Below are 20,281 nucleotides of genomic sequence, written 5' to 3' on the forward strand. Positions count from 1 at the left end.
TTCCTCGATCGAGTGAAGGTGGCCCAGCATAGGCCAGCGGCCGGCAAGACGGTTCCGGGCTAACCCAAAGAAGAGAGGCTTGGCGGTGACGGATGCGAGGCACGGCATCGCGCCGCAGCGCTCAGGCATCCGCCGAGCCCGCTGTCCGATCGAAGCGCCGGACGGGGCGGATCAGTTCTTGTAGCCGGTGACGGCCGGGGCACGGCTGACGCGGGTCTTGCCGCCGGTGGTGACCAGGATCACGGCCTCGCCGGGGGCCAGATTCTCGTTGCCCTTGGCCTGCACGATGGCGCGCCGCTCGCCATTGCGCAACTGCACCATGATCTCGACCGCCTCTTCCTTGGTGACGCCACGCTCGATGGCATTGCCCAGGGCCGCGCCGGCCACGGCGCCCAGCACGCCGACCACCAGGTTCTCGCGATGGCCGCCGACGCTGGAGCCTGCGACCGCGCCGACCACGCCGCCGGTCACGCCGCCGATGCCGCTCTGCGAGCCGTCCACCGTCACCGGGCGCACCGACAGCACGGTGGCGTCCTGCACCTGGGACATGCGCTGCGCATCGCCGCGCTGGATCACGTCGGGGCTGGTGGTGGAGCAGGCGGCCAGGGCGGCCACGCTGGCGGCAATCAAAAGCTTTTTCATCATCATCAATTCACTCCTCGGGCGTACAGCATGCCCAACGAATTGGATTGTGACGCCGTTGACAGCGACCCGCTTGCGCGCAACAAGTCTTTACAGCCGGGCTTGGTGGCGCACTCCGGCTCAGGCGTGCAAGCGGCTGGAGCGCGGCACGCAGGCCAGCAGGAATTCCATCTGGTCGGCCAGGATGCGGCGACCGCGCAGGATCATGTCCTCGTGCAGGCTGGGCACATAGGGCAGGTAGAGCAGGCTCATATGAGCCTCCTCGGGCAGACGGCTGCCCTTGCGGCCGTTGCAGCCGCGACAGGCGGTGATGCAGTTCATCCAGCTGTCCAGGCCGCCGCGCGAGGTCGGCACGATATGTTCGCGGGTCAGATCATCGGCCGGATAGCTGTGGCCGCAGTAGGCGCAGACATGGCGGTCGCGCGCGAACAGCTTGGGATTGGAGAGTGCCGGCGTCAGGCGCCAGGCACGGCTGGGCACGGCGCCGCGTACCGCGATGATGGGGTGCACCTCGATGCGCGACTGCAGGCCGGTGCGGCGCTGCAGGCCGCCGCGCATCACATGGCAGGGGTTGCCCAAGGTCCAGGCCACGCCGTCGCTGGCGTAGATCACGGCGGCTTCCTTGGTCGTGATCCAGGCTTGCGGCCGGCCGGAGACATCCAGTTGAAGAACATCCACAGCATTGACCTCCAGCCCGCAGGGTACTGCATCAATGCGTGGGGACTCAAGCGGGTTAGCAGAATTCATGCCCGCTGTGCGACCGGCGCCACGCCGTCAACAGGCGGTCATGCGCCGCGGCCAGAGTGACCGCCCGAGCCCGGATTTCTAGGCGGGCACCCCTAGAAAAACCCCTGGTAGCTTGGTACGACTTTTCTCGGAAGTCTGCAAAATAGAACGACCGTTCGTTTTATTATTCGCTTCTCCAAGTCCGCCGAGTTCCATCGTGTCAGCCCTGCCCGATCCGTCGATCAAGACCCCTGTCGAGTCGCGCCGCAGCATCCGCACCCTGCAGAAAGGCCTGCAGACCCGTGCCGTGATCCTGGAGGCCGCGCTGGGCCTGGCCTCGCACATGGGGCTGGAAGGCTTGTCGATCGGCGCCCTGGCCGACGTGACGAAGATGAGCAAATCCGGCGTGTTCGCCCATTTCGGCTCGCGCGAGGAGTTGCAGATCGCCGTGGTGATGGAATACCACGCCAAGTTCGAGGAGGAAGTCTTCTTCCCCGCGATCCGCGAGCCGCGCGGCCTGCCGCGCCTGCTCGCGCTCTACGAACGCTGGGTGCGCCGCGTCTCGGTCGAGATCGACTCCGGCTGCATCTATATCAGCGGCGCGGTCGAGTTCGACGACCGGCCCGGCCCGGTGCGCGATGCCCTGGTGACCATGGTCAAGGCCTGGCATGCCGCGCTTGAGAAGGCGATCGTGCTGGCCAAGGATGCAGGCCACCTGCAAGCCGGTGCCGACGTGGACCAGATCCTGTTCGAGCTGCATGGGCTGATCCTGTCCCTGCACCATGACGCGCGCTTTCTGCGCCGCCCCGGGGCGCTGGCGCGCGCGGGCGTCGGCTTCGAGCGCATCGTGAGCTTCTACGCCACGCCCGCCGGCCTGCAGGCCGGTGCGGCCTTGCTCACCCAGAAACCCGCGGGCGGCGCTTCGGCTTCAAAGAAGCGCGCCCACCCCTGAAATCAAACCTAGGAGTAAGACATGCCCCAGTACAACCCGCCGCTGCGCGACATGAAGTTCGTGATGCACGAGCTGCTGAACGTGGTCGACGAGCTGAAGATGTTGCCCAAGCATGCGGACATCGACGAGGACACGATCAACGCGGTGCTGGAAGAGGGTGGCAAGTTCGCCGCGGAAGTGCTCGCGCCGCTGAACCTGTCGGGCGACGCCGAGGGCTGCACCTTGGACAAGAGCACGCATGAGGTGAAGACCCCCGCCGGCTTCAAGGCGGCCTACCAGCAATATGTGGAAGGCGGCTGGCCCGCGCTGTCCTGCGACCCGGCCTTCGGCGGCCAGGGCCTGCCGGTGATGCTGAACCAGGGCCTGTTCGAGATGCTGAACTCGGCCAACCAGGCCTGGACCATGTATCCGGGCCTGAGCCATGGCGCCTATGAGGCCCTACATGCCCATGGCACGCCGGAGCAGAAGGCGACCTACCTGCCCAAGCTGACCAGCGGCGAGTGGACCGGCACCATGTGCCTGACCGAGCCGCATTGCGGTACCGACCTGGGCCTGCTGCGCACCAAGGCCGAACCGCAGGCCGACGGCAGCTACCGGATCACCGGCCAGAAGATCTTCATCTCGGCCGGCGAGCACGATATGGCCGACAACATCATCCACCTGGTGCTGGCCCGCCTGCCGGACGCGCCCGAGGGTTCCAAGGGCATCTCGCTGTTCGTCGTGCCCAAGTTCCTGGTCAATGCCGACGGCTCGCTGGGCGCGCGCAACCCGCTGCATTGCGGCGGCCTGGAGCACAAGATGGGCATCCACGGCAACGCCACCGCGCAGATCGTGCTGGACGGCGCCGTCGGCACCCTGGTGGGCCAGCCGAACAAGGGCCTGGCCGCGATGTTCGTGATGATGAATGCCGCCCGCCTGGGCGTCGGCAACCAGTCGCTGGGTCTGACCGAGGTGGCCTACCAGAACGCCGTCGCCTACGCGAAGGACCGCATCCAGATGCGCGCGTTGTCGGGACCGAAGGCCCCTGACAAGCCGGCCGACCCGATCATCGTGCACCCCGATGTGCGCAAGATGCTGCTGACCGCGCGCGCCTATGCCGAGGGCGGCCGCGCGCTGGCCACCTATGTGGCCATGACCCTGGACAAGGCGCTGAGCTCGGACGACGAGGACGAGCGCCGGTCAGCCGATGCCGAGGTCGCGCTGCTGACCCCGATCATCAAGGCCTTCATCACCGACAACGGCTGGATCGCCACCTCGCACTGCATGCAGGTGTTCGGCGGCCATGGCTTCATCCACGAATGGGGCATGGAGCAATATGTGCGCGACGCGCGCATCAACATGATCTACGAGGGCACCAACACGATCCAGTCGCTGGACCTGCTGGGCCGCAAGATCCTGGCCAACAACGGTGCCACCCTGAAGAAGTTCGGCAAGAAGATCGCCGCCTTCGTTGAGGAAGAGGGCACGAACGAGGCGATGCAGGAGTTCGTCAACCCGCTGGCCGACATCGGCGACAAGGTCACCAAGCTGACCACCGAGATCGGCATGAAGGCCTTCCAGAATCCCGACGAGGTCGGCGCCGCGGCGGTGGACTATCTGCGCGTGGTGGGCCACCTGACCTTCGCCTACTTCTGGGCCCGCATGGCCAAGATCGCGCTGGAGAAGAAGGATTCCGGCGACCCCTTCTACACCGCCAAGCTCTCGACGGCGCGCTTCTATTTTGCGAAGCTGCTGCCCGAGACCGCCGGCCTGATCCGCAGCTGCCGCGCCGGCCTGGCGCCGCTGATGGAGATGGACGAAGCGCTGTTCTAACAAAAGCCCGATCCGCACCGCAGACCGACACAAGACCCAAGGAGACACCCGATGAAATCGCTGATTGCCGCCACGACTCTCGCGCTCTGCTCCGGCCTCGCGCTGGCCCAGGCCACGCCCGCCGGGCTGTGGAAGACCATCGACGACGAGAGCAAGACCGAGAAGTCGCTGGTGCGCGTCAGCGAGGCCGGCGGCGTCTTCAGCGCCAAGATCGAGAAGATCTTCGACCCCGCCAAGCAGGACGCCAAGTGCGACAAGTGCAGCGACGACCGCAAGGACCAGCCCATCGTGGGCCTGAACATCCTGCGCAACGTCAAGAAGAATGCCGGCGAGGCGGACCTCTGGGACGGCGGCGAAATCCTCGATCCCAACAACGGCAAGGTCTACAAGGTGCGGATGAAGCCGATCGAGGGCGGCAAGAAGCTGGAGGTGCGCGGCTATGTCGGCATGCCGATGCTGGGCCGCACCCAGACCTGGGTGCGCGTCGAGTAATCGCGCCAAGGCGGCCTGAAAGCATGCGCTGGTTCTGGCACAGGCAGCTGAAGAAGCCCTTCTTCGGCCGCTTCATGGACAAGCCCTGGCGCTGGCCCGGCGGCGTGGACGAGGCCGGCTGGCAGCGCCTGACGATCGCCAGCGGCAGCCATGCCGGCCTGGCCGCGCTGCTGCGCGAGAGCGATGCGGCGGTGCCGCGCGGCGTGGTGGTCTGCGCCCATCCGATGGGCCTGGCTGCCAAGGGCTTCTGGCTCAAGAACGGCCATGCTCGGGCGCTGCTGGCCGAGGGCTTCCATGTGCTGGCCTTCGACTACAACGGCTTCGGCGAGAGCGAGTCCACCAACTTCGACTGGCCGGCCGACAGCGTGGCCGCGGGCCTATGGGCGCGCCAGCGCTTCCCGGGCCTGCCGGTGCATGCGCTGACCGCCTCCTTCGGCGCGATGCACACGCTGAACGCGCTGCCGCGGGCCGACTTCCCCTTCGAGCGCATCGTCGCCGAGGGCTGTGCGCCGAACCTGCCGATGTTCTGGCAGGCCTATCCCTTCGCCCATGCCGTGCTGAGCGTGGGCCGCCATGTGGCGCCGGGCATCGAGCGCCGCCTGCGGCCCGAGGAAGCCATCGCTTCCTTGCCGGCGACGAGCCGGCTGCTGCTGATCCACAGCCATGGCGACCGCTGGACGCCGGTGGCCCATGGCGACCGCCTGGCGGCGGCGGCACCGGCCGGGGCGCGGTTTGCGCGCCTCACCCTCGATCGCGCCGATCACACGCACGGCCTGCGTGACGAGCCGCAGGCCTACTGGCCGGCGGTGCGCGATTTTCTGATTTCCGATTGATAGCTAGTCCTGGAGTAACCATGAGTCGATTCCAAGTTCGCAAAGTCGCCGTGCTCGGCGCTGGCGTGATGGGCGCGCAGATCGCTGCGCACCTGGTCAACGTCAAGGTGCCGGTGGTGCTGTTCGACCTTCCCGCCAAGGAAGGCGCCAAGAACGGCGTCGTCACCAAGGCCGTGGAGGGGCTCAAGAAGCTCAAGCCGGCGCCGCTGGCCGTGCCCGAGAACGCCGCGCTGATCCAGCAGGCCAACTATGAGGAACACCTCGAGCTGCTGAAGGACTGTGACCTGATCATCGAGGCCATCGCCGAGCGCATGGACTGGAAGCTCGATCTCTACACCAAGATCGCACCCTTCATCGCCCCGCATGCGATCGTCGCCTCCAACACCTCGGGCCTCAGCATCACCAAGCTCAGCGAGGTGCTGCCGGAAGAAATCAAGCCGCGCTTTTGCGGCATCCATTTCTTCAACCCGCCGCGCTATATGTACCTGGTCGAGCTGATCAACACGCCGACCACGAAGCCTGAAGTCATCGACCAGCTGGAAAGCTTCGTCACCAGCGCCGTGGGCAAGGGCGTGGTGCGCGCCAATGACACGCCGAACTTCGTCGCGAATCGCGTCGGCATCGCGGGCATGATGGCCACGATGATCGAGGCCGAGAAGTTCGGCCTGTCGGTCGACGTGGTCGACGACCTGACCGGCAAGAAGCTGGGCCGCGCTTCCAGCGGCACCTTCCGCACCGCCGACGTCGTGGGCCTGGACACGATGGCCCATGTCGTCAAGACCATGCAGGACAACCTGAAGGACGATCCGTTCTTCAGCACCTACGCCACGCCCAAGGTCTTGGCCGCGCTGATCGAAAAGGGGGCCCTCGGCCAGAAGACCGGCGCCGGCTTCTACAAGAAGGTCGGCAAGGACATCCAGCGCCTGGACTTCGCGACCGGCGAATACGTGGCCGGTGGCAAGAAGGCCGATGAGATCGTCGCCCGCATGCTGAAGAAGCCCGCCGCGGACCGCATCAAGCTGCTGCGCGAGTCGAGCAATCCGCAGGCCCAGTTCCTCTGGGCCATCCTGCGCGACAGCTTCCACTATGCCGCCGTGCACCTGAACACCGTGGCCGACACAGCGCGCGAGATCGACTTCGCGATGCGCTGGGGCTTCGGCAGCAGCCAAGGTCCGTTCGAGCTGTGGCAGGCCGCCGGCTGGAAGCAGGTGGCCGAATGGATTTCCGCCGACATCGCCGAGGGCAAGACCCTCAGCAGCGCCCCGCTGCCCGCCTGGGTGAGCGAAGGCCCGGTGGCCGAGAACGGCGGCGTGCACAGCACCGCTGGTTCCTGGAGCGCCGCGGAAGGCCAGTTCAAGCCGCGCGCCAAGCTGCCGGTCTATGAGCGCCAGGCCTTCCCCGAGTCCCTGGTGGGCGAGGGCGCGGCCGAGCCCTTGAAGGCCGGCACCGAGGAGTTCAAGAACGAAGAGATCCGCGTCTGGACCTTGGACGGCGAGGTGCTGATCGCCTCGATCACCGCCAAGCTGCACCTGATCAGCCCGACCGTGACCGAAGGCCTCTTGAAGGCCGTCGAGATCGCTGAAAGCCGTTACAAGGGCCTGGTGATCTGGAGCCCGGACGAGGTGTTCTCGGCCGGCGCCAATCTGGAAGCGCTGATGCCGGTCTTCATGAGCAAGGGCGCCAAGGGCATCGCCCCGGAGGAGAAGAAGCTGCAGGACATGATGCTGCGCATCCGCTACGCTGCCGTCCCGGTGGTCGCCGCGATGCGCGGCTTGGCCCTGGGCGGCGGTGCCGAGTTGGCCGTGCACTGCGCGCGCCGCGTCGCGCATATGGAAAGCTATGTCGGCCTGGTGGAAGTGGGCGTGGGCCTGATTCCCGGCGGCGGCGGTCTGACCTATATCGCGCGCCGCGCCGCCGAGATGGCGGCTGCGGGCAATGCCAACGCCGACATCTTTGCCTTCCTGAAGGACGGCTTCACGACCGCAGCCACCGCCAAGGTCGCGACCTCGGCGCTGGAGGCCAGGAAGAACGGCTTCCTGCTGGACAGCGACATCGTCGTGCCGAACAAGGACGAGCTGCTGTTCGTCGCCTCGGCTCAGGTCAAGGCCATGGCCGTTTCCGGCTATCGCCCGCCGCTGAAGGCGCTGTTTCCGGTGGCCGGCCGCTCCGGCATCGCGACCATCAAGGGCCAGCTGGCCAATATGCGCGACGGCGGCTTCATCAGCCAGCACGACTTCCATCTGGCGGCTCTGATCGCCGATGTGGTGTGCGGCGGCGAGGTGGAAGCCGGTTCGCTGGTGGACGAGGAATACCTGATGGCGCTGGAGCGCAAGCATTTCTGCAGCCTGCTGGAGCACCCGAAGACCCAAGAGCGGATCATGGGGATGCTGCAGACCGGCAAGCCCGTTCGCAACTGACAGGGCAACAAAGGATTACCGATCATGAGCAAGCAAGTTCAAGAAGCCTATATCTGCGCCGCCACCCGCCTGCCGATCGGCAAGTCGGGCCGTGGCTACTACAAGAACACCCGTCCGGACGAGATGCTGAGCCGCGCCATCCAGGCCGCGCTGGCCCAGGTGCCGGGTCTTGACCCCAAGGCAATCGAGGACGCCATCATCGGCTGCTCCTTCCCCGAGGGCGAGCAGGGCATGAACATCGCCCGCGTGGCGGCGGTGCTGAGCGGCCTGCCGAACACGGTCGGCGGCGTCACGGTCAACCGCTACTGCGCCTCGGGCATCACCGCCCTGGCGATGGCGGCCGATCGCATTCGCGTCGGCGAGTCGGAGGTGATGATCGCCGGTGGCGTCGAGTCGATGTCCATGGTGCCGATGGGCGGCAACAAGCCATCGCTGCCGCCCGCGATCTTCGAGCGCGACGAGAACATCGGCCTGGCCTACGGCATGGGCCTGACCGCCGAGAAGGTGGCCGCGCAGTGGAAGATCAGCCGCGAGGACCAGGACGCGTTTTCGCTGGAGTCGCACCGCCGCGCGCTGGCCGCCATCGAGGCCGGACACTTCAAGGACGAGATGACGCCCTTCGAGCTGATCGAGCGCACGCCCAATCTGGCCGACGGCTCCATCCAGTTGAAGAAGCGCATCGTCGACATCGACGAAGGCCCGCGCAAGGACACCTCGCTTGAGGGCCTGGCCAAGCTGAAGCCGGTGTTCGCCGCCAAGGGCAGCGTCACTGCCGGCAACAGCTCGCAGACCTCGGACGGTGCAGGCGCCCTGATCGTGGCCTCCGAGGCCGCGGTCAAGCGCTTCGGTCTGACCCCGCTGGCCCGCTTCGTCAGCTTCACCGTGCGCGGCGTGCCGCCCGAGATCATGGGCATCGGCCCGATCGAGGCGATTCCCGCGGCGCTGAAGCTGGCCGGCATCAAGGCCCAGGACTTGGGCTGGATCGAGCTGAACGAGGCCTTCGCCGCCCAGTCGCTGGCCGTGCTGAACGACCTGGACAGCAAGGGCATCGTGCTGGACCGCACGAAGGTGAACCCGAACGGCGGCGCGATCGCGCTGGGTCACCCGCTGGGCGCCACCGGCGCGATCCGCGCGGCCTCGGTGGTGCACGGCCTGCGCCGCACCGGCGCCAAGTACGGCATGGTGACCATGTGCGTCGGTGCCGGCCAGGGTGCCGCCGGCATCATCGAACGCCTCTAAGCGTTCCACGGCAAGCGCGGCCCCTTCCGGCCGCGCTTCTTCCTTCCGGAGGGCTCAGACCATGATCAGCTTCCATGCGGCCGACGGCTTCGAACTGAAGGGCCATCTCTACGGCGACGCGGCCGGGGCCAAGGCCGGCCTGCTGATCGCGCCGGCCATGGGCGTGGAGCAGCGCTATTACGCCGACTTCGCGCAGTGGATGGCGGCCCGGGGCTGGCTGGTCATGAGCTTCGACTACCGTGGCATGGGTGCCTCGCGCCCGGCCGCGATGCGGCGCTCGCTGAAGGGCCTGGATGCGGACATCCGCACCTGGGCCGAGCGCGACGCTGCGGCGGCGCTGGACGAGCTGTCGCGACGCTTGGAAGGCGGTGAAACAAGGCCGATCCACTGGCTGGGCCACAGCCTGGGCGGCCAGATCCTGGGCCTGCTGCCGAACCGCGAGCGCGTCGGCCGCGCCGTCACGGTCGGTTGCGGCAGCGGCTACTGGCGCGAGAACGCTGCCGGCCTGAGGCGCTATGTCTGGTGGCTCTGGTATGTGCTGGTGCCACTGAGCCTGCCGCTGTTCGGTTATTTCCCCGGCCGCAAGCTGCGCAAGGTGGGCGACCTGCCCAGGGGCGTGATGGCGCAGTGGCGGCGCTGGTGCCTGCATCCCGGCTACATGATGGGCGAGGGCGGCGAGACGCTGCGCACGCAGTATGCGGAGTTGCGCGCGCCGATGCTGTCGCTGGCCTTCACCGACGACGAGTTCATGTCCCGCCGCAACACCGAATCGCTGCACGGCTTCTATGCCGGCGCCAGGCCCGAACTGCGCCGCATCGCGCCCAGGGACGTGGGGGCGCGCCGCATCGGCCATTTCGGCTTCTTCCGCAAGAGTTTCGAGCCGACCCTGTGGCCGCAGGTCACGGCATGGCTCGCCTGAGGCTTGGTGACATGAAGCGCCGCCATCTGCTCCTTGCTTCGCCCTTGCTGCTGACGGCTTGCGAGGGCGCGCTGTCGCCCGGCTTTGCCAGCTGGCAGCAGGCACGCGAATCGGTGCTGGAGCTGATGTTCCGCCAGCACCATCTGGCGCACGAAAGCTGGAGCCTGCCACAGCTGCTGCAGCATCTGGCGCAGAGCATCGAGTTCTCGATCCAGGGCTACCCCGAGCCCAGGAGCGCGCTGTTCCAGCACACGCTGGGCAAGGCCGCGTTCGCGGTGTTCGATGCGCGCGGCAGGATGAACCACAACCTGGCCGAACCGATCCCCGGCGCGCCGGCGCTCGATCCCCAGCGGAGCCTGAAGACCTCGGTGCAGCGCCTGCTGGACGCGATGGAGGCCTTCGGCGCGCATCAGGGCGCGTTCAAGCCCCATTTCGCCTACGGCGCGCTGGACCGCAGCGAATACCAGCGCGCCCATCTGATGCACCTGGCCAACCACTGGACGCAGGTGCAGGCCCTCACCGCCACGGCCTGACCGGCCCGGCCCGAACGACCATCACATCCATACCCAAGGAGACCCCGATATGAGCATCAAGACCGCCATCGTCAACGGCGTGGCCAGCATCGAAATCGCCCGCCCCGAGAAGAAGAACGCGCTGACCGGCGACATGTACCAGCAGATGGCCGACGCCATCAACGCGGCCGCCGCTGCCGGCGAGGTGCGCGCCATCCTGATCTACGGCCAGCCCGGCATCTTTACCTCGGGCAACGACCTGGAGGATTTCATGGCCCGCCCGCGCAGCGGCGAGGACGCGCCGGTGTTCCAGTTCATGCGCGCGCTGCTGGGCTGCGACAAGCCGGTGATCGCCGCCGTCACCGGCGCCGCGATCGGCATCGGCACGACGATGCTCTTGCACTGCGATTTCGTATTCGTCGCCGACGATGCCCGCCTGGCCATGCCCTTCGTGGGCCTGGGCCTGGTGCCCGAGTTCGCGTCCAGCCTGCTGCTGCCGCAGCTGATGGGCCATCGCCGCGCCGCCGAGAAGCTGCTGCTGGGCGACCCCTTCACCGGCGAACAGGCGGTGGAATGCGGCATCGCCAATGCGGTGCTGCCGGCCGCCGAGGTCGTGAACCACGCCCGCCGCGTGGCCGAGCGCTTCAACAAGCTGGCGCCCAGCGCGGTGCGCGAGAGCAAGCGCCTGATGCGCGCGCCGCAGCGCGAGACCGTGCTGGCGACGATCAAGACCGAGGGCGAGATCTTCGGCGCCCGCCTGCGCAGCCCGGAGGCGACGGAGGCCTTCCAGGCCTTCTTCCAGAAGCGCCAGCCGGACTTCAGCAAGTTCGAGTAGGGAGAGCGCGGGGCGCGTTCAGTCGCGGGACGGGTAAATGCCTTGCATCGCGATGCAGTAGCGCAGGCCCAGATAGGGGTTGCGCACCGGGAAGGGCTGGCCGTTGCCGCTGCTGCCGATCACGACGGCATTGGCGCCCATATTGGTGTCGGCCGCGCCGCTGCTGTAGATGTTGGAGCGCGCCAGCTTGGCCGACACCGCAGCGGCCGGGCTGTCCGTGTTGCCGGCCGCGCTGCTGCCCCGCAGCTGGGCCCCGTGGGAATGGGCGGGCATCTGGGCGATCGTCAGCTGCGCGTTCTCCTGCCCGCCGACCTGGCCGATGTCGATCGTGCCCAGGCCCGGGCCGCTGCCCACGCCCACCGGCCCGCGCCCGCGCAGATCGGGCAGGGCAAAGGTGGTCTGACCGTTGCCGCCATAGGTGGTGCCCAGCAGCGAGAACAGGGCGGTGTTCTGGGCGATCGGCAGCAGTTGGCCGGATGCCTCGGCAAAACCGCGCGGGCAGAAGGTATAGGGCACGATGCAGATCGAGCCCAGCAGCGGCTCGCTGGAGCAGGCCTGCGCCGGCATGGCCGTGGCCAGCAGGGTCAGGCCGATGGCCAGGGTCTGCAGGGGGCGGGCGGAGAGGGGAGTCAGGGGCTTGATGTTCATGGCAGCTCACCTTTGGTTGACGACGCCGGGGAGGGTGGTGGCGGGACGGCGCAGCGCCCAGGCCCAGCTCAGCAGGGCCAGGGCCGCGAGAGACAGGCTGCCGGGCAGCGGCAACCCGTTGCCGGGGCCGCCGCTGCTGCGCACCTCATCCAGCTGGATATAGCTGTCCAGCGAGGCGCCGTAACTGCTGCCGATGCCGAAGGCGCCGCCGCGCTGGCGTTGCAGCGCGCTCAGCATCAGGCTCTGCCCGGGAGCCAGCACCACGGAGAAGTTGTCGTCGACGCTCTGCAGCTGCAGGTTCGAGCCGGGGTTGACGGTGTCGGCACGATAGTCCGAGAAGAACAGCTCGTTGAGCAGGGCATCGCGCACGCTGATGTCCGAATAGGCGAACGCATCCGGGCCGCTGGCCGCCACGCTGTTGCGCGCGCCGACCGTGAACAGCAGCGTGAAGGTCTCGGTGGCGGAGCCGTTGACCAGGTTCAGCAGATAGTCGGCAAACAGGCCGTCGGTCTGCGCATCGGCGGCGGCAGTGGCGGTGCCGGACATCGCGAAGGACACGCCAAGGCTGTCACCCGTCTGCAGCAGGCCGCCGCTCAGGCTGCTGGGCGACAGCGTGCCCGGCAGATTGCTGAAGCTGCTGCTGCTGGGGCTGCCGTTGACATGGAAGAAGGTGCCGGACTGGGTGCCGCCGCCGACCGGATCCAGCGAGTTGGCCGTGTCCAGCGTCACCGAGGCCGTGATGCTGAGGCCGGCGGGGACCGGACCGGCCGCCGAATTCGACAGCAGGCCCAGGGTCAAACCGATGCCGAGCAGTAAGCGAGAGAGCCTATGTTTCATGCAAGTCTCCTCCCAGACAGTGGTGCCGCAGCGCACCGCATAATGCATGCCACGAGGGAAATTCATCATGGAAACAAGGCATTGGCGGCGCCGGGGCGGGCCTTGTGGGGCCGGATGTAAAGCTCGCCGACAGCGCGCCTTGGCCGGGTCATGCTGATCGACACGGCCAAGCTGCTGCTCGCGCCCCTGCTGCTATGGCAGGGTGCATATGTGCGGCGCCAGGCGCTGCGCCTGCCGGAGCCCGTGGGGCAGCGTGCCGGCGTGGCGGGCGAGGGCGCGCTGGTGCTGCGCCTGCTGATCGTTGGCGACTCCTCGGGCGTCGGTGTCGGCGCCGCGTGCCAGGACGAGGCGCTGGCCGGTCACCTGAGCCGCGCGCTGGCCACGCGACTCTCGGGCATGGTGCGCTGGCAGGTGCTGGCCCGCACCGGCCACACCGCGCAGGATGCGCTGGAGCATCTGCGCGTCAGCGAGATCTTTCCGGCCGATGTGCTGGTGACGGCGCTGGGCGTCAACGACGTCACGGCCCAGGCCTCCGCGGCGCGCTGGCTGCATCAGCTGGACCAGATCCATGCGCTCGTGCGGGAGCGTGCGGGGGCACGCTACACCCTGCACAGCGCCGTGCCGCCGATGCAGCGCTTCCCGCTCCTGCCGCAACCGCTGCGCTGGCTCATGGGGGCCCAGGCCCTGCGACTGAACCGCGCATTGGCCCGGGCGTTGCTGCAGCAGCCGGATCGCGGCCTGCAGGCGCTGCCCGCGCATCTGCATCGCGGGAGCGAGGTCGGGCGCCTGATGGCGCCCGACGGTTTCCATCCCAGCCCGGCCGGCTATGCGCTCTGGGCCGAGACGCTGGCGGACCGCATCGCCCGGGAATGTGGCGGCTGGGTGCCCGCGGCCCTTACTGCAGGGACACCGGCTGTCCGACGAACAGCGAGGCCGACTGGCGCTTGATGGGCGCCAGGTGCGCATAGTCCGAGCGGTCGCCGTTCACGAGATCGAGCTGGCCCGCGGCGCGCGCACGCGCCAGCTCGGCCACCACCTCGCCGCGACTGCGGCTCGGCCCGCTCGCGACCAGCGGCCGATCCACCTCGCGGTCCAGCGCGTCGATCTCGCCCGCCTGGCGGGCCCGCTGCAGCTCCGCCACCACCGCGGCGCGGCTGGTCTGCGGCACCACGACCTTGACGGCCGAGCGGGCCGCGATCACGGCCTCGCGGCCCGTCTCGGCGGAACTCCCGCCATCGGCCAGCGCAGCGCCGGCGGCCAGCAGGGACAGGGCAACAACAGTCAGCTTCTTCATGATGGGTTCCTTTGGGGTTGAGTCGCTGGGCGCCGGGACCGGAGGTCCTCGTGCTGCGTCCATGGGCTCTACTGTGGAACCTCGGCGTCAATCAATAAATGAGCTGGCGTTCAATGCACCGTTGCTGTTTGCGAGATGGTGGCGCTGATCTCCCCGGGGCCGATCCGGTTCGGCGCCGCTCAGGACAGCTCGGTCGACGGATCCTGCGGTGCGTCGCCGGCGGCTGGCCGGAGGCGGTGCACGCTGCGGCCCCGTGCATCCACGGCCACCGTGACCGGGAAGTCGACCAGCTCGAACTCGTGGATCGCCTCCATGCCGAGGTCCTCGAAGGCCAGCACCCTGGCGCTGCGTATCGCCTTCGACAGCAGATAGGCCGCGCCGCCCACGGCGGCGAGATAGGGTGCGCCATGGCGCCGGATCGCGGCGATGGCGGCGGGTCCGCGCTCGGCCTTGCCGATCATCGCTAGCACGCCGGCGCGGCCCAGCATGGCCTCGGAGAACTTGTCCATGCGGGTGGCCGTCGTCGGGCCGGCCGGCCCGACCGCCTCGCCGGCCACGGCATCGACCGGGCCGACGTAATAGATCACGCGGCCCCGCAGCTCGAGCGGCAGCGGCCGGCCGGCATCGAGCAGATCGACCAGGCGCTTGTGCGCGGCGTCGCGCGCGGTCAGCACGCGACCCGAGAGCAGCAGGGTCTGGCCGATGCGCCATTGCGCGACCTGGGCCTTGCCGAGTCCGTCCAGGTTGACCTTGAGGGCCTCCGGCGCCTCGAAGCGATCTGGGATGCCGTCCCACGGTTCCGGCGTCGGCAGATCGAGCACGGCCGGCCCGCTGCCGTCCAGGGTGAAGCGCGTGTAGCGGGCTGCCGCACAGTTGGGTATCAAGGCCACCGGAATCGTGGCGGCATGGCAGGGCGCGGCCGCCACCTTGACGTCCAGCACCGTGGCCAGCCCGCCCAGGCCTTGCGCGCCGATGCCCAGGGCGTTGACGCGCTCGAACAGCGCCAGCCGCAGCGCCTGGGCCGCATCGGCCGGGCCTCGGGCGCGCAGCAGGTCGATGTCGATCGGCTCGAACAGCGCGGTCTTGGCCAGCAGCATGGCCTGCTCCGGGCTGCCACCGATGCCGATGCCGATCACGCCCGGCGGGCACCAGCCGGCGCCCATGCCAGGCAGCTGGGCCAGCACCCAGTCGGCCACGCTGTCGCTCGGGTTCAGCGTCGCGAAGCGTGCCTTGACGTCGCCGCCGCCGCCCTTGGCCACGACCAGCACCTCGACCCGATCGCCGTCAACGATCTCGGCCTGCACGATGGCCGGCGTGTTGTCGCGCGTGTTGATGCGCCGGCCCAGCGGATCGCCGACCATCGAGGCGCGCAGCGGGTTGGCCGGATCGCCGTAGGCACACCGCACCGCGGCATCGGCCACGCGCTGCAAGGCGCGGGGCGGCGCGCCGTCGCGGCGCAGGAACTGCACGCCCGCACCGACGCGCAGAAAGATCTGCGCGACGCCGGTGTCCTGGCACAGCGGCCGCCGTCCTTCGGCCGCGAGCCGGCTGTTGATCAGGATCTGCGCCATCGCCGCCTTGGCCGGCGCATGGGTCTCCGCGTCGTGGGCGCGGCGCAGCGCGCGCACGAAGTCGGCCGGATGGTGGTGGCTGATGAACTGCAGCGCCGCGGCGATGCCGTCCTCCAGGTCTTCCTGCGCGATCTGCCGGGCCATGGCGCGCTCAGTCGAGCGTGATCTTGGCGTCGGCCGCGACCTTGCGCCACTTCTCGACCTCGGCCGCGGTGTGCCTGGCGAAGGCCTCGGGCGCGTACTGCGCCTCGGGCAGCAGCTGGATGCCCAGTTCGGCCATCTTCTGCGTCCAGGCCTTGTCGGCCAGCGCCTTCAGATAGGCCTGGTGCAGCTTGGCGATCACCTCCTTGGGCGTGCCCTTGGGCGCATAGAGCCCGTACCAGGTGGCGGCCTCGAACCCGGGAATGGTCTTGGCGGCCAGCGGCTGCACATTGGGGAACTGCGCCATCGGCGTGGTCGAGGTCAGGGCCAGCGCGGTGATGCGGCCGCCGGCCACCTGGGGCAGGGCGGTGTTGGTCTGGTCGAACATCGCGTCCACCTGGCCGGCGATCAGGTCGTTCATCGCCGGGGCGGCGCCCTTGTAGGGCACCGATTCGGCCTCGATGCCGGCACGGCTCTCGAACAGCGCGGCGATCAGGTGCGAGGTGGAGCCCGCGCCGGCATTGCCGAAGTTCAGCTTGCCGGGGTTCTTCCTCGCGAAGGCGATCAGATCGGCCGCGCTCTTGTGCGGCGAGGACTTGGGCACCAGCAGCACCAGCGGCGTGTCGGGGAAGCGGAACACCGCCTCGAAGTCCTTCACCGGGTCGTAGGCGAGCTTCTTGTAGATCGAGGGCGCGGCGCCCATATAGCCGAGATGGCCGACCAGGAAGGTGTAGCCGTCGGCCGCGCTCTTGGCCGCCTTGGCCGCGCCGATGGTGCCGCCGGCACCGCCGAGGTTCTCGATGATGATCTGCTGGCCGATCTGCTTGGCCACCTTGTCGGCGATGTCGCGCGCCATCGCGTCTGTGGGCCCGCCGGCGGCGAAGGGCACGACCCAGGTCAGGGTGCGGGCGGGCCAGGCCTGGGCCTGGGCGGCGGTGGCGGACAACAGCAGGGTCAGGGCGGCCGCGGCCGTCTTCAATGCATGCACGGTTTGTCTCCTCGTGAGGGATGGTGGGGGAACTCAGGGGCGCGGCAAGGCGCGCGACAGCTCGATGGCTCGGTCGACCATCTGCGGCGCGAGGCCGAGGTAGTTGGCGGGGTCGGTCAGGCGCTCGATCGCGGAGCGGTCGAAATGCGCTGTGACCGCCGGCAGCGCGGCCAGCGCTTCGGCCAGGGTGCCGCCCCGTTCGTTGACCGTGCGGCAGGCGTCGTAGACCACGTCATGCGCCTGCTGGCGACCCATCGCGGGGGCCAGGCCCATCATCACGGCCTCGGCCACGATCAGGCCGCGGCTTAGCCCCAGGTTGTGGCGCATGCGCGGCGCATCGACGATCAGGCCGCCGAGCGCGAACTTGGCCTGGTGCAGCGCCCCGGCCGTCAGGATGAAGCTCTCGGGCAGCGCGACCCATTCGGCATGCCAGGGACCGGTGGCGCGTTCGAAGTCCTGCACCATCGCGTCCACCATCAGCCCGGCATGCTGGCGCACCGCCTTTGAGGCGGCCAGCATCAGCTCGCTGGAGATCGGGTTGCGCTTCTGCGGCATGGTGCTGCTGGCGCCGCGTCCCTTGACGAAGGGCTCGTAGACCTCGGCGAACTCGGTCGAGGCCATGATCATGATGTCCAGCGCGATCTTGCCCAGCGAGCCGGTGATCAGTGCCAGCAGATTCACACTCTCGGCGAAGCCGTCGCGCGCCACATGCCAGGTGGTGGCCGGCACGCCCAGCTTCAGTTCCTCGGCCAGCGCTTCCTGCACTGCGAAACCCTTGTCGCCCAGCGATGCCAGCGTGCCGGCCGCGCCGGCGAACTCGACCACCAGCACGCGCTCGCGCAGCTGGGCCAGGCGCTGCTGGTGCCGGTCGAACATCGCCAGCCAGATCGCGACCTTGTAGCCGAAGGTCACCGGCAGGGCCTGCTGCAGATGGGTGCGTCCGGCCATCGGCGTGCCGCGGTGCTTGCGCGCTAGCTCGGCGAGGATCTGGCGCAGTTCGCCGATGTCGGCCTCGACGATGTCCAGCGCGGCGCGCAACTGCAGCACATTGGCCGTGTCCATGATGTCCTGCGTGGTCGCGCCCCAGTGCACATAGCGACCGGCCTCGCCGCACATCGCGACCAGCTGGTGCACCAGGGGCAGGATCGGGTAGCCGACGATGTCGGTCTCGTGGCGCAGATGCTCGAAGTCCAGCCGGTCGCTGCGCGACTCGCGGGCGATCGCCTCGGCGGCCTCGGCCGGGATCACGCCGCAGCGCGCCTCGGCGCGGGCCAGTGCCACCTCCACCTCGATGTAACGTTGGATCAGCGCGCCGTCCGAGAAGACCTCGCGCATGCGCGGCGTGCCGAAGGCGTCACGAAACAGCACGGAGTCGATGACGGTGCTGGCCATGGGAAAGGAACTGGACATGCAAGAAGCCTCGATATGTTGACAAAAATCGAACATATTGTTATGTTCGAACAAATGAAGATTAATATGTTCGAACATAAAGACAACGCGGGTAAACCCTTGTTTTCGGAGGCGCCCGATGAGCAGGCATAGCGAGCTCGCCCGTGAACTGGCCGAGGGCATCGCGAGCGGCAGATTCCCTGTGGGCTCGCTGCTGCCGACCGAGCTGGAGCTGTGCGAACGCCATGGGGCCAGCCGCTATACGGTGCGCATGGCGCTGGCCGAACTGCAGGAGATGGGCCTGATCTCGCGGCGCAAGAACGTCGGTACGCGGGTCGAGGCGGCCACGCCCAGCGCCGGCTTCACGCAGGCGCTGGCCTCGGTCGAGGATCTGGCCCAGTTCGGCTCCGAGCATGTGCGCACCGTGCGCAAGGTCGAGGACGTGGTGGTCGACCTGGCCCTGGCCAAGGAGATGGGCTGCGCCGGCGGCACGCGCTGGCTGCGCATCTCCAGCCTGCGCATGGATGGCGGCCGGCCCAGCCGGCCGATGGGCTGGACCGATGTCTATGTGGACGAGAAGTACCGCGAGGTGGGCGAGATGGTGCGCAGCGCACCGGACACCCTGATCAGCTCATTGATCGAGACCCGCTTCGGGCGCCGCATCGCCCGCATCACCCAGGACATCCAGGCCATGGCCGTGCCGAAGGTGCTGGCGGAGGAGCTGATGGTCGAGGTGGGGTCGCCGGCGCTGCGCATCGTGCGGCATTACCTGGACGCGGCCGACGAGGTGTTCGAGATCTCGGTCACCGTGCACCCTGCGGAGCGCTTCACCTTCTCGATGCAGCTGCGAAGGGCGAAGGAGTAGGCGTGCGCACCTTGCTGCGGCGCCTCAGATCACATTGAGTTCGAGATAGGGCCGGTTTGCCGCAATGCGATTGGGCGTCAGCGGCGTCAGGTCCAGGCTGCGGTACTCGCCATGCGCGATCCACTCGGCCAGGCCGCGCCCGATGCCCGGCGCATGCTGCAAGCCATGACCGGAGAAGCCGCAGGCCAGCAGCAGATTGGGGCATGCGTCGAGCGCGCCGACCAGGCCGTTGTGGTCGAAGGCATTCATCTCGTAATAGCCGGCCCATGAGCGCTGCTGGCGCAGGCGCTCGAAGCCGGGCACGCGCGCGGCCAGCGCGGGCCAGAGCCGGTCCTCGAACAGGCCGGCCTCCGGGTCCAGCGGCAGATCGTCGGCATCCTCGCCCAGCGGCGGGCCGCCGCAGATGAACTGGCCTTCCCCCTCGGGCCGGAACCACAGCCCCGAGGGGTCGATCACCAGCGGGCAGCCGGCGGCCGGCTCGGGCGTGCGGAAGGCATAGACGCTGCGGCGCTTGCCGCTGACCGGCACCGCGAGGCCGGCGCTCGCGGCCAGCGCGCCGGACCAGGCGCCGCAGGCCAGCACATAGAGATCGGCCTGCAGCAGCAGGCCCTGGCGGGTCTGCACGCCGCTCAGGGCGCCGCCGGCATCGCGGCGCAAGGCCAGCGCTTCGTCGGCCAGATAGCGCGCGCCCGCGGCCTGGGCGCGCTGCTTGAAATGCTGCAGCAGTCCCCAGCCGTCGAACCAGCCTTCGCCGCTGCGGCCCCAGGCACCCAGAGCCAGGTCTTGCGTGGCCAGCCAGGGCCAGCGGGCGCGCAGCGCGGCCGGCGTCATCAGCTCGAGGTCGGCACCTTCGCGGGTCTGCAGCGCGTGCAGCGCGGCCAGCGGCCCGGCGCCGGCGTTGGTGGCCAGATAGAGATAGCCCTGTTCGACCAGGGCGGCCCGCGGGCCCAGGCCGCGCAGCACCCCCAGCCCGTAGCGCGACAGCGCGATATTCAGCGGCGTCGAGAACTGCTGGCGGATCGAGGCGGCCGAACGGGCCGATGAGGCCTGGGCATAGCCCGGGTCGCGCTCCAGCACGGTGACGGAGCAGGCGCCGGACTCGGCGGCCAGATGCGCCGCGACGGCGCTGCCGATTGCGCCGCCGCCGAGGATCAGGACCGAGGTCACCG

At 68.7% G+C, this 20,281-nt stretch carries 20 protein-coding genes; 11 read left to right on the forward strand and 9 right to left on the reverse strand.

Features of this window, described 5'->3' with window-relative positions; genetic code table 11:
• Window positions 1-171 precede the first annotated feature (171 nt).
• Entirely contained in the window at window positions 172-648 is a 477-nt protein-coding gene (locus tag AC07OQ_RS04490; RefSeq protein ID WP_495051889.1) for an outer membrane lipoprotein, read from the reverse strand.
• Window positions 649-762: 114 nt separating this feature from the next.
• Complete coding sequence (locus tag AC07OQ_RS04495; protein WP_495051890.1) at window positions 763-1,320, reverse strand: HNH endonuclease; 558 nt, start codon at window positions 1,318-1,320, stop codon at window positions 763-765.
• Between the two features lie 265 nt (window positions 1,321-1,585).
• Here AC07OQ_RS04495 and AC07OQ_RS04500 point away from each other — a divergent pair, with 265 nt between their 5' ends.
• The 9 genes from AC07OQ_RS04500 (at window position 1,586) to AC07OQ_RS04540 (ending at window position 11,379) form a co-directional block, all read left to right on the forward strand.
• Window positions 1,586-2,320, forward strand: a complete 735-nt coding sequence (locus AC07OQ_RS04500; RefSeq protein ID WP_495051891.1) for a TetR/AcrR family transcriptional regulator — start codon at window positions 1,586-1,588, stop codon at window positions 2,318-2,320.
• A 21-nt stretch (window positions 2,321-2,341) separates the two neighbouring features.
• Window positions 2,342-4,132, forward strand: coding sequence for an acyl-CoA dehydrogenase C-terminal domain-containing protein (locus AC07OQ_RS04505; protein WP_495051892.1), 1,791 nt, complete (start codon window positions 2,342-2,344; stop codon window positions 4,130-4,132).
• Between the two features lie 51 nt (window positions 4,133-4,183).
• Window positions 4,184-4,624: a DUF2147 domain-containing protein gene (locus AC07OQ_RS04510; protein ID WP_495051893.1), complete on the forward strand. Its 441-nt coding sequence runs from the start codon at window positions 4,184-4,186 to the stop codon at window positions 4,622-4,624.
• Between the two features lie 23 nt (window positions 4,625-4,647).
• Window positions 4,648-5,457 (forward strand): alpha/beta hydrolase family protein, encoded by an 810-nt coding sequence (locus tag AC07OQ_RS04515; RefSeq protein ID WP_495051894.1) that lies wholly within the window; start codon window positions 4,648-4,650, stop codon window positions 5,455-5,457.
• A 20-nt stretch (window positions 5,458-5,477) separates the two neighbouring features.
• The gene (locus AC07OQ_RS04520; protein ID WP_495051895.1) at window positions 5,478-7,874 is read left to right on the forward strand and encodes a 3-hydroxyacyl-CoA dehydrogenase/enoyl-CoA hydratase family protein; all 2,397 of its coding nucleotides are present in this window, start codon (window positions 5,478-5,480) and stop codon (window positions 7,872-7,874) included.
• Between the two features lie 24 nt (window positions 7,875-7,898).
• Window positions 7,899-9,113 carry an acetyl-CoA C-acyltransferase gene (locus AC07OQ_RS04525; RefSeq protein WP_495051896.1) on the forward strand — a complete coding sequence of 405 codons (1,215 nt, stop codon included), beginning with the start codon at window positions 7,899-7,901 and terminating at the stop codon, window positions 9,111-9,113.
• A 61-nt stretch (window positions 9,114-9,174) separates the two neighbouring features.
• On the forward strand, window positions 9,175-10,032 hold the full coding sequence (locus AC07OQ_RS04530; protein ID WP_495051897.1) for an alpha/beta hydrolase family protein: 858 nt from the start codon (window positions 9,175-9,177) through the stop codon (window positions 10,030-10,032).
• A gap of 11 nt (window positions 10,033-10,043) precedes the next feature.
• On the forward strand, window positions 10,044-10,565 hold the full coding sequence (locus tag AC07OQ_RS04535) for a DUF1569 domain-containing protein (RefSeq protein ID WP_495051898.1): 522 nt from the start codon (window positions 10,044-10,046) through the stop codon (window positions 10,563-10,565).
• Between the two features lie 49 nt (window positions 10,566-10,614).
• A complete protein-coding gene (locus tag AC07OQ_RS04540) occupies window positions 10,615-11,379 on the forward strand; it encodes an enoyl-CoA hydratase (RefSeq protein WP_495051899.1) in 765 nt (254 codons plus the stop codon).
• Window positions 11,380-11,397: 18 nt separating this feature from the next.
• Here the strand turns inward: AC07OQ_RS04540 and AC07OQ_RS04545 are convergent, their stop codons facing one another.
• Together AC07OQ_RS04545 and AC07OQ_RS04550 are read right to left on the reverse strand one after the other, a co-directional pair.
• A complete protein-coding gene (locus AC07OQ_RS04545; protein ID WP_495051900.1) occupies window positions 11,398-12,027 on the reverse strand; it encodes a phage tail protein in 630 nt (209 codons plus the stop codon).
• Window positions 12,028-12,033: 6 nt separating this feature from the next.
• Window positions 12,034-12,864, reverse strand: a complete 831-nt coding sequence (locus AC07OQ_RS04550; protein WP_495051901.1) for a hypothetical protein — start codon at window positions 12,862-12,864, stop codon at window positions 12,034-12,036.
• A gap of 150 nt (window positions 12,865-13,014) precedes the next feature.
• Here AC07OQ_RS04550 and AC07OQ_RS04555 point away from each other — a divergent pair, with 150 nt between their 5' ends.
• Window positions 13,015-13,812 (forward strand): SGNH/GDSL hydrolase family protein, encoded by a 798-nt coding sequence (locus AC07OQ_RS04555; protein ID WP_495051902.1) that lies wholly within the window; start codon window positions 13,015-13,017, stop codon window positions 13,810-13,812.
• Here the strand turns inward: AC07OQ_RS04555 and AC07OQ_RS04560 are convergent.
• The 4 genes from AC07OQ_RS04560 to pcaB form a co-directional block, all read right to left on the reverse strand.
• On the reverse strand, window positions 13,760-14,158 hold the full coding sequence (locus tag AC07OQ_RS04560; protein WP_495051903.1) for a hypothetical protein: 399 nt from the start codon (window positions 14,156-14,158) through the stop codon (window positions 13,760-13,762). The two genes, AC07OQ_RS04555 and AC07OQ_RS04560, sit on opposite strands and share 53 nt — an antisense overlap.
• Before the next feature lie 179 nt (window positions 14,159-14,337).
• The gene (locus AC07OQ_RS04565) at window positions 14,338-15,873 is read right to left on the reverse strand and encodes a fumarate hydratase (protein WP_495051904.1); all 1,536 of its coding nucleotides are present in this window, start codon (window positions 15,871-15,873) and stop codon (window positions 14,338-14,340) included.
• Window positions 15,874-15,880: 7 nt separating this feature from the next.
• A complete protein-coding gene (locus AC07OQ_RS04570; protein ID WP_495051905.1) occupies window positions 15,881-16,858 on the reverse strand; it encodes a tripartite tricarboxylate transporter substrate-binding protein in 978 nt (325 codons plus the stop codon).
• A 33-nt stretch (window positions 16,859-16,891) separates the two neighbouring features.
• Window positions 16,892-18,268, reverse strand: coding sequence for a 3-carboxy-cis,cis-muconate cycloisomerase (gene pcaB, locus AC07OQ_RS04575; protein WP_495051906.1), 1,377 nt, complete (start codon window positions 18,266-18,268; stop codon window positions 16,892-16,894).
• A gap of 118 nt (window positions 18,269-18,386) precedes the next feature.
• On the opposite strand from pcaB, the gene AC07OQ_RS04580 reads away from it, so the two are divergent.
• The gene (locus tag AC07OQ_RS04580; protein WP_495051907.1) at window positions 18,387-19,112 is read left to right on the forward strand and encodes a GntR family transcriptional regulator; all 726 of its coding nucleotides are present in this window, start codon (window positions 18,387-18,389) and stop codon (window positions 19,110-19,112) included.
• A gap of 24 nt (window positions 19,113-19,136) precedes the next feature.
• Here the strand turns inward: AC07OQ_RS04580 and AC07OQ_RS04585 are convergent, their stop codons facing one another.
• Entirely contained in the window at window positions 19,137-20,279 is a 1,143-nt protein-coding gene (locus AC07OQ_RS04585) for an NAD(P)/FAD-dependent oxidoreductase (RefSeq protein ID WP_495051908.1), read from the reverse strand.
• Window positions 20,280-20,281 lie beyond the last annotated feature (2 nt).

It is taken from the genome of Roseateles sp. GW821-FHT09B06, from assembly GCF_059418245.1.

Bases quoted from the DNA above. Each gene is read 5' to 3' on its own strand.
- pcaB (WP_495051906.1), bottom strand. From the start codon at position 18,268: ATGTCCAGTTCCTTTCCCATGGCCAGCACCGTCATCGACTCCGTGCTG.
- AC07OQ_RS04565 (WP_495051904.1), bottom strand. From the start codon at position 15,873: ATGGCCCGGCAGATCGCGCAGGAAGACCTGGAGGACGGCATCGCCGCG.
- AC07OQ_RS04510 (WP_495051893.1), top strand. From the start codon at position 4,184: ATGAAATCGCTGATTGCCGCCACGACTCTCGCGCTCTGCTCCGGCCTC.
- AC07OQ_RS04560 (WP_495051903.1), bottom strand. From the start codon at position 14,158: ATGAAGAAGCTGACTGTTGTTGCCCTGTCCCTGCTGGCCGCCGGCGCT.
- AC07OQ_RS04530 (WP_495051897.1), top strand. From the start codon at position 9,175: ATGATCAGCTTCCATGCGGCCGACGGCTTCGAACTGAAGGGCCATCTC.
- AC07OQ_RS04505 (WP_495051892.1), top strand. From the start codon at position 2,342: ATGCCCCAGTACAACCCGCCGCTGCGCGACATGAAGTTCGTGATGCAC.
- AC07OQ_RS04555 (WP_495051902.1), top strand. From the start codon at position 13,015: ATGCTGATCGACACGGCCAAGCTGCTGCTCGCGCCCCTGCTGCTATGG.
- AC07OQ_RS04520 (WP_495051895.1), top strand. From the start codon at position 5,478: ATGAGTCGATTCCAAGTTCGCAAAGTCGCCGTGCTCGGCGCTGGCGTG.
- AC07OQ_RS04545 (WP_495051900.1), bottom strand. From the start codon at position 12,027: ATGAACATCAAGCCCCTGACTCCCCTCTCCGCCCGCCCCCTGCAGACC.
- AC07OQ_RS04535 (WP_495051898.1), top strand. From the start codon at position 10,044: ATGAAGCGCCGCCATCTGCTCCTTGCTTCGCCCTTGCTGCTGACGGCT.
- AC07OQ_RS04540 (WP_495051899.1), top strand. From the start codon at position 10,615: ATGAGCATCAAGACCGCCATCGTCAACGGCGTGGCCAGCATCGAAATC.
- AC07OQ_RS04490 (WP_495051889.1), bottom strand. From the start codon at position 648: ATGATGATGAAAAAGCTTTTGATTGCCGCCAGCGTGGCCGCCCTGGCC.
- AC07OQ_RS04515 (WP_495051894.1), top strand. From the start codon at position 4,648: ATGCGCTGGTTCTGGCACAGGCAGCTGAAGAAGCCCTTCTTCGGCCGC.
- AC07OQ_RS04580 (WP_495051907.1), top strand. From the start codon at position 18,387: ATGAGCAGGCATAGCGAGCTCGCCCGTGAACTGGCCGAGGGCATCGCG.
- AC07OQ_RS04550 (WP_495051901.1), bottom strand. From the start codon at position 12,864: ATGAAACATAGGCTCTCTCGCTTACTGCTCGGCATCGGTTTGACCCTG.
- AC07OQ_RS04525 (WP_495051896.1), top strand. From the start codon at position 7,899: ATGAGCAAGCAAGTTCAAGAAGCCTATATCTGCGCCGCCACCCGCCTG.